The following is a 13,760-nucleotide window of genomic DNA, read 5'->3' on the forward strand; positions in this document are numbered from 1 at the left end:
TTTTGGGCGCTTGCGGGCCATTGAAACACCGTTCACCTGCTGCGACGCTGCGGCTTGTGCCGGTGTGAGCGCTAGCGGATCGGGGGTGACTGTTAGCGCTTACAGGACTGTAACCATGCCGACGTCCAGATGTGAAGAGGTAACCCGGGTCACAGTTCAGTGAAGTGTGGCCGTTGACACATCGTGTCGCTTGGGTGAACATTCGCCACGACGCTGCGGTCGCGCCGGGAGACCTTCGACCCCGAGAGGGCTCCGGTATGTCCGTGAAAACCAGGCTGGTGGCAGTCAGCCTCCCGCTCGTGCTCTTCGCTGCGGTCACACCCTCCGCGACCGCTGCCGAGGGCTACGAGCGTGTGCTGAACGGCACGTTCGACAGCGTGAAGACCCCGTGGTGGAGCAGTGGCAACACTCCGTCCAGAGTGGAGTCAGGGCGCCTGTGCGCCGACATCCCGGCAGGCACGGTGAACCCCTGGCAGTCGATGATCGGCCAGAACGACGTGCCGCTGGAGGCGGGGCAGCCCTACACGCTGCGCTTCACCGCCACCGCGACGAAGAACGTCACGGTCAGGGCGACGGTGCAGCTCGCGGCCCCGCCGAACACGACCACGATGAACAAGGCGGCAGCGCTCACCAGCACCCCCAAGACGTTCGAGTTCACCGGAACGTCCACGGTGGCCACTCGCAACGGGCAGGTCGCCATCCAGGCCGGCGGCGCGACAGAGGCCTACACGCTCTGCCTCGACGACGTCTCGCTGAAAGGTGGCGTCATCCCGCCGGGCGGCGGCTGGGACTACGGCTCACCGGTGCGAACCAACCAGCACGCTTACCCGACGTCCGGCCCCAAGCGCGCCTCGATCGTCGACAGCTCCACCAGCCCGTTGCCGTGGCAGTTGCGTGACGTGGCCGGCCAAGTGGTCGCGAGTGGGCAGACGCAGGTCAAAGGTGACGACGCGATGACCCGCGATCATGTGCACATCGCCGACTTCACGTCGTTCCGCAAGGCTGGAAGCGGTTACACGGTGGCCGTCGGTGATCAGGTCAGCTACCCGTTCGACATCGCCGCCAAGCCCTACGACAAGCTGCGCCGGGACGCGCTCGCGTACTTCTACCACAACCGCAGCGGCATCCCGATCGAGGCGAGGTACGTCGGTGACGCGTACGCGCGCCCTGCCGGACACGTCGGTGTCGCGCCGAACAAGGGCGACGTCTCGGTGCCCTGTCAGCCGGGTGTCTGCGACTATTCGCTCGACGTGAGTGGTGGCTGGTACGACGCCGGGGACCACGGCAAGTACGTGGTGAACGGCGCGCTCGCCGCGTGGCAGCTGATGGACCTGTACGAGCGCTCGCTGTACCGCCTCGACATCGAGGGCCTGCGCGACGGACTGCTCTCGATTCCCGAGCAGGACAACCGGGTGCCCGACGTGCTGGACGAGGCGCGCTGGCAGGTCGAGTTCCTGCTGAAGATGCAGGTGCCCGCCGACAAGCCGCTCGCGGGTATGGCACACCACAAGATCCACGACCTGGCGTGGACGCCGCACCCCACCCTCCCGCACAACGACGCCCAGCCCCGGTACCTGCACGCGCCGTCGACCGCGGCCACGCTGAACCTGGCCGCCGCGGGCGCCCAGTGCGCGCGCATCTGGAAGCTGTGGGACCCGGCGTTCGCACAACGCTGCCTCACCGCGGCCCAGACCGCGTGGCAGGCGGCACTTGCCAACCCCGACAGGTTCGCCCCGCGTGAGGACAGCGTGGGCGGCGGTCCCTACGACGACACGAACGTCACCGACGAGTTCTCCTGGGCAGGCGCGGAGCTGTACGCGACCACCGGCAAGCGGGAGTACCTCGACAAGGTCACCACGAAACTCACGTCCGCGGGATTTTCCTGGAAGGACACCGGTGCGCTCGCCGACCTGACCATCGTCCGGCTGCCGTTCCGCTTCCCGATCGACCGGGTGCTCGCGGCACGTTCCCGCGTGCTCCAGGTCGCCGACGGACACGTGCGCGACCTGAGGTCGCAGGGTTATCCCAACCCGTCCAAGCCGTCCGACGGCCTGTACGCGTGGGGCTCGACCAGCGCCACCACGAACGCTGCGGTGATCATGGCGATGGCGTACGACCTCAGCCTGAAGCGCGAGTACAGCGACGCTGTCCTGGAGTCGATGGACTACCTGCTCGGCCGCAACGGCCTCAACCAGTCGTTCATCAGCGGCTACGGCGAGCGGGCCAGCAAGAACCAGCACCACCGGCACTGGGCGAACCAGCTCGACCCCAAGCTGCCCAACCCGCCCGCCGGCTCGCTCGCGGGCGGCCCCAACTCGGGTCTGCAGGACCCTGTCGCCCAGCAGAACCTGCCGGGATGCGCTCCCGCCAAGTGCTACATCGATGAGATCGGGTCCTGGTCCACGAACGAGGTCGCCATCAACTGGAACTCGTCGCTCGCGTGGATCGCGGCGTTCACCGACACCCGCTAGAGAACTCCCGCCGCCCCCGCCCGCACAGCGCTGTGCGGGCGGGCCTCGCGGTGGGTGAAAGGAAACAGTCCGAACGAAAGGGGATCCACAGTGTGGTGGATTGTCCGTTTATCGGCGGCCCTCACGGCAATGCTCCTGATACCAGTCCCATCCGCCGTCGCTGCCAGTCCGATCGACCTGACCAGCGGCTTCTACGTCAACCCGAACTCCGCGCCCGCAACCTGGGCGCGGAACAACTCCGGTGACTCGAGGGCGGCGCGCATCCAGTCGTCCATCGGCTCCAAGCCGATCGCCCGCTGGTTCGGCAACGACAGCAACATCGGCTCCACCGTCGCGAACTACACCGGTGCGGCGGATGGCCAGGACAAACTCCCGGTGCTGGTCGCCTACAACCTCCCCGGCAGGGACGCCTGCGGAGGCCACTCGGGCGGCGGCGCGGGCAGTCCCTCGGCCTACCGGACCTGGATCTCGAGCTTCGCCGCCGGGATCGGGACCAAACCCGCGGTGGTGATCATCGAGCCCGACGCGCTCGGTGATTTCGAGTGCATGACCCAGACGCAGATCAACGAGCGGCTCGGCATGCTCACCTACGCCACCCAGATGTTCCAGCAGAAGTCGCCAAACACCTACGCCTACCTCGACGGCGGCAACGCGGGATGGGTGGCTGCCTCCACCATGGCGAGCAGGCTGAACTCGGCGGGTGTGCGCAACGTCCGCGGGTTCGCGGTGAACGTGTCGAACTACTACACGACGAGCCAGTCGACGAGCTACGCCAACTCGGTCGTCAGCAACCTCGGCTATGCGGCGAGGTTCGTGGTGGACACGAGTCGCAACGGCAACGGGCACAACGGCCAGTGGTGCAACCCTCCCGGTCGCAAGCTCGGGGTGACCGCCCAGGTGGGCGGTGGCGCGGAGATGCTGCTGTGGGTGAAGACCCCTGGTGTGTCGGACGGGAACTGCGGCATCGCGCCCAACACGCCGGCGGGCCAGTTCAACCCTGATCTCGCCATCCGGCTGATCGACGGAACCTGATCAGAAGGACCAGGGGCACGGGCACCTCGAAGTCCGCGTGCCCCCGGCGCTGGAAAGCCTATCTGGAAAGCGCTTACCTTGATAAGTGTCAATAACATCTTCCAGGGGGAGACGTGGCCAGACGATTCGCCGTCAGCACGCTAGGAATGCCGGGAGCGCCCGTGGTGAAGGCAGTCAGGCTGGCGGCTGCACACGGTTGTCACGGCATCGAGCTCCGGACGCACCCTGACGAGGAGGTCCACATCGGACTCTCCGCACCCCGGATCGCCCGGCTGCGCGCACAGATCGCCGACGAGGGGCTGGAAGTCGCGTGTATCGCGGGCTATGCGAAGGTGTGCGCACCTGGACCGGACCAGCCTGTGATCACGGAGCTGCGTGCGTTGATCGAGCTGGCTCACCGGTTCGGAGCACCCGCCGTGCGCGTTTTCCCGGGCGGCGACGCCGAGTCGTGGAACAGGATCAGCGCGGTGCTCGACGACCTGCGCGGAAGCAGCGTCCGGTTGCTCATCGAGACACACGACTCGCACCCGACCGGGAAGGCCGCGTTGAGCCTGGTCGAGCCGTTCGCGGCGCCGGAGCTGGTGGCGGTGCTGTGGGACGTGCTGCACCCGTGGCGGCACGGTGAAGAACCGGCGCTCACGCGTGCGCTGCTTGGCGACTACCTGGGGTACGTCCAGATCAAGGACGTCGGCGGTGTGCGTGATCTCACTCCGGTGCTGCCGGGGATGGGTGCGGTGCCGTTGACGTTGTGCGGCGCGCTGCTGCGCTCCTGGGACGGCTGGGTGTCCCTGGAGTGGGAAAAGGCCTGGTATCCGCAGATCGGCGCGGTCGGCGAACCCCTTCGTGCGCTGCGGCCGTGGCTCGACATGTTCGTCCCCCCGGTTCGCGACTGACCTGATGACTTTCGCACAACTTGGGTTACGGTAAGGCGGAAAGCGCTTTCCAAGGAGGCGGGATGACAGTGCGGACGCTCGGTGTCGTGATGAACGGTGTCACCGGACGGATGGGTTACCGGCAGCACCTGGTGCGGTCGGTGCTCGCGATCTCCGAGCAGGGTGGGGTGGAGCTGGCCGACGGCACGCGGGTGCGGCTGGAACCGCTCCTGGTCGGCCGGAACGAGGCGAAGCTCGCCGAGATCGCCGAGCGGCACGGTCTCACCCGCTGGACGACGGACTTGGACGCCGCGTTGAGCGACGACCAGTTCCCGTTGTACTTCGACGCGCAGCTGACGAACGTGCGGGAGAAGTCGATCGTGCGGGCCATCGGCGCGGGCCGGCACATCTACACCGAGAAGCCGGTCGCGGAGTCGGTCGAGGGTGCGCTGGACCTGGCTCACCGCGCGGCCGAGGCGGGCGTGAAGAACGGCGTCGTGCACGACAAGCTGTACCTGCCCGGCCTGCTGAAGCTCAAGCGGCTCGTCGACAGCGGCTTCTTCGGCCGGATCCTGAGCGTGCGAGGCGAGTTCGGCTACTGGGTCTTCGAGGGCGACTGGCAGGCCGCGCAGCGCCCGAGCTGGAACTACCGCGCCGAGGACGGCGGCGGAATCACCGTGGACATGTTCTGCCACTGGAACTACGTGCTGGAGAACCTCTTCGGCCAGGTCCATTCGGTCATCGCCAAGACCACCACGCACATCCCGAGCCGTGTCGACGAGCGGGGTGCGCGCTATGACGCCACGGCGGACGACGCGGCCTACGCGATCTTCGAACTGGACGGCGGTGTCGTCGCACAGCTCAACTCCTCCTGGTGTGTACGGGTGCACCGCGATGAGCTGGTGGAGTTCCAAGTGGACGGTACCCACGGCAGCGCGGTCGCCGGACTGCACGGGTGCGTGATCCAGCCGCGTGAGGCCACTCCGAAGCCGGTGTGGAACCCGGACCTGCGCGAGACGCAGTCGTACCGTGACCAGTGGCAGGAAGTGCCGGACAACGCGGCGTTCGAGAACGGTTTCAAGGCCCAGTGGGAGCAGTTCGTCCGTCACGTCGTGGAGGACGCCCCGCACCCGTACGACTTCATGGCGGGTGTCCGGGGCATCCGGCTCGCCCAGGCGGGTCTGGAGTCGTCCCGCACGAACCAGCGCATCGAGCTGCCCCGATGAGCGCCGAAGTCATGCTTCCCGGCGGTCGCAGGCACGTGCTGCGCGAGCCCGCCGCCTGGACCGCACCCGCCGAACCCTTCACCTCGCGCATCGCGTTCGCTGCTGCGCACGTCGTGGCCGATCCGCTCGGCGACAACCGTCCCGGCGCAGCCGCTGCCGTCGACTGGGAGCACACCCTGGCGTTCCGCAGACATCTGTGGTCTCACGGGTTCGGCGTCGCCGAGGCGATGGACACCGCCCAACGCGGGATGGGGCTCGACTGGGCCGCCGCCCGTGAGCTCATCCGGCGCAGCGCTGCCGAGGCGCGAGAGCACGGTGGCCGCATTGCGGCCGGTGCGGGTACGGATCACGTTGATGCGGCCGGCTTGGACGAAGTGCTCGCCGCCTACAGCGAGCAGCTCGGCGCAGTGCAGGCCGCGGGCGCACAGGTGATCGTGATGGCGAGCAGGCAGCTGGCCGCTGTGGCCACGGCACCCGCTGACTATCGCTACGTGTACGACCGGCTGCTGCCGCAGGCCGGGGCGCCGGTGATCCTGCACTGGCTGGGCCCGATGTTCGATCCCGCCCTCACCGGTTACTGGGGTTCTGAGGACCTCTCCGAGGCCACCGACGTGTTCCTCGGCTTGGTGCACGACCACGCCTCGCAGGTGGACGGCGTCAAGGTGTCCCTGCTCGACGCGGAGCACGAGAAGGCGTTGCGTGCCAAGCTGCCTGAGGGCGTACGCCTCTACACCGGCGACGACTACCACTACCCGTCACTGATCAAGAGCGGCAGCGACGCCCTGCTCGGGGTCTTCGCGGCCATCGCGCCGGCGGCTTCTGCGGCGCTGCGTGCGCTGGACGCGCGAGACGAAGCGGCCTACGACGCCGCGTTCGCACCGACGTTGCCGTTGGCGCGTCACATCTTCGGCGCGCCGACCTACCACTACAAGACCGGCATCGCGTTCGTCGCCTGGCTTTCCGGTCTGCAACCCGGCTTCTCCATGATCGGCGGTCTGCAGAGCGGACGCAGTCTGCCGCATCTGGTCGAGACTTTCCTGCTGACCGACGCGTGCGGCCTGCTGCCAGACCCGGACCTGGCCGCACACCGGATGACCGCTCTGCTCGACGTGTACGGAGCAGTCTGACCATGCGCGTTCTCATCGCGCCGGACTCGTTCAAAGGTACCGTCGGCGCCGCGGCGGTGGCGGAACGGCTGGCCGAGGGATGGCGCCTCGCCCGGCCCGGTGACGACATCCGGTGCCTGCCGCTGGCCGACGGCGGAGAGGGCACCCTGGACGTGCTCCCGGCGGCTCGGCGCATGCCGGTCCCGGCGGTCGACGCCATCGGCAGGCCTCGGGAGGCGTACTGGTCGTTGCTGCCGGGAGGAACGGCCGTGGTGGAGCTCGCCGTCGCCTGCGGGCTTCCGCTCCTTCGCGAGCCGGACCCCCTGGGAGCGAGTACGTTCGGGTTCGGCCGGCTGCTGCGGTCCGCTGCCTGCCATCCCGGCGTGACCAGGATCGTTGCGGCGCTCGGCGGGTCGGCCACCACGGACGGCGGGAGCGGGGCGCTCGTGGCCCTCGGTGCGCGACTGTCCACTGAGGGTGGTTCGGCGCCACCGCTGGGCGGTGGAGCGCTGCGGCACGTGACAGGAGTCGATCTCAGCGAGATCGTCACCCCGCCCGTCGACGGCGTGGTGTGCCTGGCCGATGTGATGTCACCGCTGCTCGGTCCGGCTGGAGCGGCACACCGGTTCGGTCCGCAGAAGGGTGCTGGGCCGGGCGATGTCGTGGTGCTGGAGGACGGTCTCATGACGTGGGCAGCGGTGCTCGGTGGTGATCCGGATGCACCCGGTGCGGGGGCGGCGGGCGGCACCGCGTTCGGACTTGTCCACGGCTGGGGCGCCCGGCTCGAGTCCGGTTCGCGGTTTGTCGCCGACCTGGTCGGACTGCAGTCCGCGTTGTGCTGGGCGGATCTGGTGATCACCGGTGAGGGCAGGCTCGACGAGCAGAGCTGGACCGGCAAGGTCGTCGGCAACGTCGTGGCCTCCGCTGAGTGCGAAGTGGCGCTGGTGGTGGGCGAACGCGCCTGCGAGCTTCCGGCGGGCATCCGGTTGTGCGCCTCACTGGTGGAACTGGCCGGCGCCGCGGAGCCGGCGATCGCGGACCCCGGCACGTGGTTGCGCGTGGCCGGACGGACAGTGGCGGAAGGGGTGCGATGAGAATGCGCGCGGGGTTCGCGATGTCGCCCGAGGCGGCGGAGGCGGTGCTGACGCCCTCGGCGATGGCGGCGTTCGGTGAGGTGTGTGATCTGCGATTGCCGGTGCTGCACAGCTTCGCGGACGACCTCTCGGACGTGGACGTGCTGGTCACCGGCTGGGATTGCCCGCCACTGGACGCGGCCGTGCTCGACAAGGCACCCAGGTTGCGCGCCATCGTGCACACGGCGGGTTCGGTGCGCGGTCATGTCACCGAGGAGTGCTGGAAGCGGGGGATCGAGGTGTCGTCGGCCGCGGTGGCCAACGCGCTTCCCGTCGCCGAGTACACGGTCGCCATGATCCTGTTGTCCGGCAAGCGTGTGCTGGAACGCGCGTGTGCCTACCGCGCGACCCGTGATCCAGGTGCGCGGTTTCCGCGTGATGTGGGCAACTTCGGCCGGACGGTCGGTGTGTTGTCGGCCTCGATGATCGGCCGCCGGGTGATTGAGCTGTTGCGCCCCTTCGATTTCCAGGTGCTGCTGTACGACCCGTACGTCCCCGCCGCAGAAGCGGCGGCGCTCGGTGTCGAGCATGTGGGTCTGGATGAACTGTTCGCTCGCAGCAACGTCGTCACAGTGCACGCCCCACTGCTGCCCGCCACACGTGGTCTCGTCGACCGGAGGCTGATCACCCTGATGCGACCGGGCGCCGTGTTGATCAACACAGCCCGCGGAGCCCTCATCGACCAGGACGCGCTGGCGTCGAGCGGTGTAAGCGCGATCCTGGACGTGACGGATCCCGAGGTCCTTCCGGCCGGACACCCGTTGTGGGACTGCGACAACGTGCTGATCACTCCACATCTCGCCGGTTCGCAGGGCAACGAGTGCGCGCGCCTTGTCGAGTTCGCGGTGTCCGAGTTGCGGAGCTGGATCGGGGGAGCCGGTTTCGCGCACGCCGTGCAGCCCGGCGACCTGGGCCGGATCGCGTGATCCGGGCCGAGTGGAAGGCCGTCGCGGACGACCTGCTGGTCGCCGCCTGGCGGTGGGCCACCCCTCGCGGCGCGCTGCTGAACCTGCCAGGACGGCCGTCCCACAACGGCGAACGCTGCGACGGTCTGGAGGGTTACGCCCGTACGTTCCTCGCTGCCGCGTTCCGGGTCGCGGACGGCACCGACCCGTTGGGGTGGATCGACAGGTACGCCGCCGGTCTCGAGGCCGGCACGGCCACACCTGGCCGGGACGACGCGGAGTCGTGGCCGGTCATCGGGGACATCGGCGCGCAAGGGCAGCCGATGGTGGAGTCGGCGTCCGTGGCGCTGGGACTGCGGGTGAGCCGGCCGTGGCTGTGGGACCAGTTGGACTCGCACGTGCAGGATCGGGTGGAGGGTTGGCTACGCGGCGCGTTGCGGCACGTGCCCGCGCCCAACAACTGGTACCTGTTCCCGTTCACCGTGGCCGGGTTCCTGGAGTCGGTGGGCCGGGGTGACGCCGAGACGGCTCGCGCCAGGGAGCGTGCACTGGAACTGCTCGAGACCTGGTACCTCGGTGAGGGATGGTACTCCGACGGTGACGGACGTGCGTTCGATCACTACAACGGGTGGGCGTTGCACCTGTACCCGGTGCTCGACTCCTACCTCGCCGGCACGGACAGCCCGCACCGCGAACGGTTGCGCGAGCACCTGGAGAGCTTCACGGCAATGTTCGGAACGGACGGCGCACCAATCCATTTCGGACGGTCGCTGACCTATAGGTTCGCCGCGGCCTCCGCGGTGGCGTTGGGTGCCGTCACCGGTGACACTCCGCTGTCGTACGGCCGGTCCCGTGCGTTGATCAGTTCGACGCTGCGGTACTTCCTCGACCGCGGGGCGATCGGGCCTAACGGGCTGCTGAGCCTCGGGTGGCACGGCCCGCAGGAGGCGACGCTGCAGTCGTACTCCGGGCCCGCGTCACCGTACTGGGCGTCGAAGGCGTTCGTGTGCCTGCTCGCTCCCGCTGATCATCCACTGTGGACTGAGGAGGGGTCCCTCCCGGACGAGGACCGGGTGCTGGCGTTGCGAGGCCCCGGCCTACTGGTGCAGCGGGTGGACGGCACAGTTCGGCTGCACAACCACGGTAGTGACCACGTCGGGCCGGACGAGGCCGAATCGGCCGCTGACGACGACCCGCACTACGGGCGTTTCGCCTACTCCACCGAGACCGGGCCGACCTCGCTCGACGATGTCGCCGACAACCACTTCTGCGTTGTGGTGGCTGGAGAACGCAGCGTTCGCCGCCGCATCCACCCGCTGGGTGCCGGAGGGACGGACAGGTGGGGGTGGGCTGCGTCGTGGCACCGGCCGGTATTCGCGACCGTGCCGGCGATGGTGCCGGGGTTGCGGGTGGAGAGCGTCACCGTGGTCAAGGGGACGTGGGAGCTGCGGGTGCACCGTGTCGTGGGCGCACCGTTCGGCGCGAAGGTGGAACAGACGGGCTGGGCGACCGCGGAGCCGTCCGGCCTGCACCCCGTGCACGGGTGGGAACAACAGGACGAGGTCCCGATCCAGCGGGGCACGGCGTTCACGCCCTGTGCCCGCGTTCCGAGGCTCTCGGCGTCCGTGCATGGCACGGCGTTGTTTGCGTCGGTGGCAGCCTTGACCGAGGTACGGGTTCCGGTAACGGTCATCTCGGCGAACGCCGACACCATTGAGGTTGGCTGGGAGGACGACACGACGACCAGGATCACCTTCTGTCCCGTCTCTGTGTGGGAACAGTGAACCTCGCGGTCAGCACGCTCGGCATGCCGAGCGTCCCCGTACGGGAACCGGTGCCGCATCGCGGTCGGACACGGCAGCCGCGGCTTGGAACTGCGTGTCCTGTGCCGCTCGAAAAGTCATCGCAGCAGCGTGGCAGCGCATCTCCAACGCTGGGAGCACGCTCAGGTGATCGTGTCCCTCTTGTACAAGGTTGCTGTCCGCGACTCTATGTGGTCGACGTCGTCCAAGCTTACGTTTACGCTTCAACGAATTCTACTTGGTAGCTACAGTGCTGTTGAGCTGGCTCAGCTCGGCCCGTAGGGTCGGCTGGTCCTCTTTCATGCTCTGTAAAACAGTCTTCGCGGTCGCCGACCTCGGCAAGTGTGAGGTCGGCGGCTTCCTTCCGGTGCGCGCCGTGCAATCCAAGCCCTTCGGAGTTGAGGCCGGTAGCGTGTTGGCCGTCACGACGGTCCTTTTCGGACCGATGATGGCGGCTGGGAGTGGGAGTCAAATGGGAGGATCGATTGTGCGCCAACGGTGTTGGACTATGTTGAACGGCAGTCAACGGCACCGGCGCGACCTGCGGTTTCAGTGTTTCCACTGCTGGCGCACTTGATCGGGCGGCCCTGGGGGACAAGGGGTCGCAGGTTCAAATCCTGTCGTCCCGACGGTCTGGATCAGCCCGCTGATTCTGGGTGAAAGCCCAGGTAAGCGGGCTTTTTCATGCGCGCGAAACGATCTTTGCTTGATCATCATTTTCATGATCAACAAGCAGATGAAGGAGCCAAGAAGGAGACGCTGACTCCTTCGTTTAACCAACGGCAAATGGGTTCACCACGAACGGGTGAACTTGCCGAACTGGGCTGAACTGGGCTGAACTGGGCTGAACTGGGCTGAACTGGGCTGAACTGGGCTGAACTGGGCTGAACTGCCGAGGATTCGATCCTACGCACATCGCGGCGAAGCGCCAGCCAGACAACTCAGGCTCCGGATAGGTTCTCATGCGGGATAGTCGCCGCAGTTCAAAGTCGGTACGGCGCAGCTTGGGCTCACTCGCAGCTTCAAACGAATGCAGACCACATCTTGTGTCAGACGCTTGGGCGAAGAGGTAAGCAGATCTGTACGGTGTCCAAGCGTCAGCCGGCGCGAATCGACGTCATCGGCAGCCAACCGGATGTGATGTGCAGCCCGCTGACTGCCCAGTCAGGGCAACAGACGGACACGGCGTTGTGGAAGCTCCGCAGGTGGGAGCCTCCACAACGCCGCCGTCACCGCTGGGGGCCGCCGGTGAACGAGTCGCCGACCGCGGCGGAACGCGCGACCGCCGTCGGGCCTGTCGTTGTGCCAGCGGAGGCGTAGAACCCCGAGACGTCGTTGGGATCGCGGAAGGTGATGAGTACCCCGGAGCCGTTCGTCACCGTGGCCATTGCCGGGTCCGTGGCGGCGAGCATCTTTGCGCCGGTGCGGGAGTCCGCGAGGACCGACCAGTCCGTGTAGCTGGTGCCGCCGGGCGTCGACTGCATGCTCGTGTGCACGTAGTTGTCCGTGCTGCGGACCGAGACCCGCGTGACGCCGCCGACGGCGGCTGCGGCGGGGGAGCCCACCGCGGTGAGGCCAGAGATCGACGCCCAGATGCCGGTGAAGCCGCTGCGCGTCTCGCGCTGCCAGTGCACGAGCCCGTCCGCGCGGCGGGCGTAGAGGTCGAGCTTGCCGTCCAGGTTCAGCACGGCGGCGGGCTTGCCCGTGATCGCGCCACCCGGCACCGCACGCCAGGCGCCGAAGCCCGCCTGGTCGTACCGCACTGCCGTGACATCACCAGCGGTCGTCCGTGCGACGAGTTCGAAGCCGTCGCCGGAGCGGATCACCACGAAGTCGGACGTGAGGTTCGTGCCGCCGGCCTCGGCCCACGGGATCAGCGGGCCGTCGACGGTGGCCTGTGAGCGGGTCCACAGCTTGCCGGCAGCGTCCACCGCGAAGCCGCGGACCAGGTTGTCCTTGTCACGCACGAACGCCGCCGGGCCGGGCGTGAACCCGCCCAGCGAGGAGTATCCGGACCAGCCGAGACCGTCCGCAGTCTGCGTGGTCGTCCTGGTTTCCCCGTCTTGACCGAGTGCGAACGCCTGCAGCCGGTCGTTCACGCCGAGCACCGCGGAGGGGGTCTTGGTCAGCGAGTTGCCATCGACGACCTGCAACTGGACGCTGCGCGGGTCGGTCGAGTTGACCTGCTTGCCGTGCACGGTCTGGCCGAAGTCGTTGACGTAGAAGTACTGCGGCACACCGTCTTTGCCCATCATCACGTGCGTCGCGTCGCGGCTGTCCAGCGGAACGCCGACGCGCTGGGGAAACGACGGCACCGAGGTGAGCTTGCAGGCGTCGCTCATCGCGCTGACGTCGTCGTTCTGCCAGTCGCTGCCGATGGGCACGCCCGTCGTGTCGCCGCCGACCCACGTGCCGCTGGACTCGATGTAGCGGTACCAGAGCATCACGCCGTCCGGGCGCACGCCGTAGAGCACGTCGCCGCCGGGGGAGAAGATCCGCTTGAAGCCGTTCCAGCCGGTGCCGACCTGCTGGTCGCGCAGTACGTAGCGCTGTGATTCGGCGTGGTAGCGGTAGCGGATCAGCTCGCCGGTCGGCTTGCGCGCGTAGAGCACGCCCGCTCCGCCGGCGGTGATCGAGTCGTAGCGGTCCCAGCCCACGCCGATGACGTCACCGGCGGCGTTGAGCCACTTCTTGTTCGGCGCGTCCCAGAGGTAGACCCTCAGCTCGCCCTTGTCGTTGATCGTGTAGATCCGGCCTGTCTCGTCGACGGTGATCCGGTTGCGGTACGCGTCGGTGGTGAAGCGCTGCCAGTCGACGCCGATCACCTCGGCCTGGCCGTTGTTGTCCCAGCCGGAACCGTTCCAGCGCAACCGCTTCAGCGCGCCGTCCGGCGGGATGTTGTAGAGCACGCCGTCCGGCCCTGCGATGGTGCGCCCGGTCCACTGGGTGCCCTTGACCTCGCCTCCACTCCACACGGCTTGCCCGTTCTCCGGCTCCTCGTGCCCGAAGATCGCGAGGTCGCCGTTCTGGCGCACGGTGAACAGCGGCGCCGCGCTGCGGCACACCGGAGTGGTGTCCGCGGCGGCCACCAGCGGGGTCGAAACCGCAGCCAGCGGTGCCGCGATCAGGCTGGCCAGCAGCGGTAGCGTCCACCGCTTCACTCTTCGCCTCATTGCTTTTCCTCTACATTGATGAGAAATAGGCGTACGACAA

The 13,760-nt window shown here is 67.9% G+C and carries 9 protein-coding genes; 8 read left to right on the plus strand and 1 reads right to left on the minus strand.

Translation table 11 applies throughout. From position 1 onward, the window contains the following. Positions 1-299 precede the first annotated feature (299 nt). From SK571_RS04155 to SK571_RS04190, 8 genes are all read left to right on the plus strand, one after another. Complete coding sequence (locus SK571_RS04155) at positions 300-2,471, plus strand: glycoside hydrolase family 9 protein (protein ID WP_319982680.1); 2,172 nt, start codon at positions 300-302, stop codon at positions 2,469-2,471. A 129-nt stretch (positions 2,472-2,600) separates the two neighbouring features. Then, entirely contained in the window at positions 2,601-3,503 is a 903-nt protein-coding gene (locus tag SK571_RS04160) for a glycoside hydrolase family 6 protein (RefSeq protein WP_319982681.1), read from the plus strand. Between the two features lie 161 nt (positions 3,504-3,664). After that, a complete protein-coding gene (locus SK571_RS04165) occupies positions 3,665-4,396 on the plus strand; it encodes a sugar phosphate isomerase/epimerase family protein (protein WP_319982682.1) in 732 nt (243 codons plus the stop codon). Positions 4,397-4,458: 62 nt separating this feature from the next. Further along, positions 4,459-5,601 carry a Gfo/Idh/MocA family protein gene (locus tag SK571_RS04170; protein WP_319982683.1) on the plus strand — a complete coding sequence of 381 codons (1,143 nt, stop codon included), beginning with the start codon at positions 4,459-4,461 and terminating at the stop codon, positions 5,599-5,601. After that, positions 5,598-6,728 carry a dihydrodipicolinate synthase family protein gene (locus tag SK571_RS04175; RefSeq protein ID WP_319982684.1) on the plus strand — a complete coding sequence of 377 codons (1,131 nt, stop codon included), beginning with the start codon at positions 5,598-5,600 and terminating at the stop codon, positions 6,726-6,728. The genes SK571_RS04170 and SK571_RS04175 overlap by 4 nt, the downstream gene beginning before the upstream one ends. A gap of 2 nt (positions 6,729-6,730) precedes the next feature. Continuing rightward, the gene (locus SK571_RS04180; RefSeq protein ID WP_319982685.1) at positions 6,731-7,801 is read left to right on the plus strand and encodes a glycerate kinase; all 1,071 of its coding nucleotides are present in this window, start codon (positions 6,731-6,733) and stop codon (positions 7,799-7,801) included. Next, a complete protein-coding gene (locus tag SK571_RS04185) occupies positions 7,798-8,766 on the plus strand; it encodes a hydroxyacid dehydrogenase (protein WP_319982686.1) in 969 nt (322 codons plus the stop codon). The genes SK571_RS04180 and SK571_RS04185 overlap by 4 nt, the downstream gene beginning before the upstream one ends. Beyond that, a complete protein-coding gene (locus SK571_RS04190) occupies positions 8,763-10,529 on the plus strand; it encodes a DUF2264 domain-containing protein (protein ID WP_319982687.1) in 1,767 nt (588 codons plus the stop codon). Before SK571_RS04185 ends, SK571_RS04190 begins: the two co-directional genes overlap by 4 nt. A 1,247-nt stretch (positions 10,530-11,776) precedes the next feature. On the opposite strand, the gene SK571_RS04195 is transcribed toward SK571_RS04190, so the two are convergent. Beyond that, the gene (locus tag SK571_RS04195) at positions 11,777-13,720 is read right to left on the minus strand and encodes a tachylectin-related carbohydrate-binding protein (RefSeq protein ID WP_319982688.1); all 1,944 of its coding nucleotides are present in this window, start codon (positions 13,718-13,720) and stop codon (positions 11,777-11,779) included. Between the last annotated feature and the right edge of the window lie 40 nt (positions 13,721-13,760).

This window comes from Lentzea kristufekii (assembly GCF_033949925.1).
GTDB lineage: Bacteria > Actinomycetota > Actinomycetes > Mycobacteriales > Pseudonocardiaceae > Lentzea > Lentzea kristufekii.

Excerpts from the sequence above, each read along its gene's own strand:
- SK571_RS04160 (WP_319982681.1), top strand. The coding sequence starts at position 2,601 with ATGCTCCTGATACCAGTCCCATCCGCCGTCGCTGCCAGTCCGATCGAC.
- SK571_RS04170 (WP_319982683.1), top strand. The coding sequence starts at position 4,459 with ATGACAGTGCGGACGCTCGGTGTCGTGATGAACGGTGTCACCGGACGG.
- SK571_RS04175 (WP_319982684.1), top strand. The coding sequence starts at position 5,598 with ATGAGCGCCGAAGTCATGCTTCCCGGCGGTCGCAGGCACGTGCTGCGC.
- SK571_RS04180 (WP_319982685.1), top strand. The coding sequence starts at position 6,731 with ATGCGCGTTCTCATCGCGCCGGACTCGTTCAAAGGTACCGTCGGCGCC.
- SK571_RS04185 (WP_319982686.1), top strand. The coding sequence starts at position 7,798 with ATGAGAATGCGCGCGGGGTTCGCGATGTCGCCCGAGGCGGCGGAGGCG.
- SK571_RS04195 (WP_319982688.1), bottom strand. The coding sequence starts at position 13,720 with ATGAGGCGAAGAGTGAAGCGGTGGACGCTACCGCTGCTGGCCAGCCTG.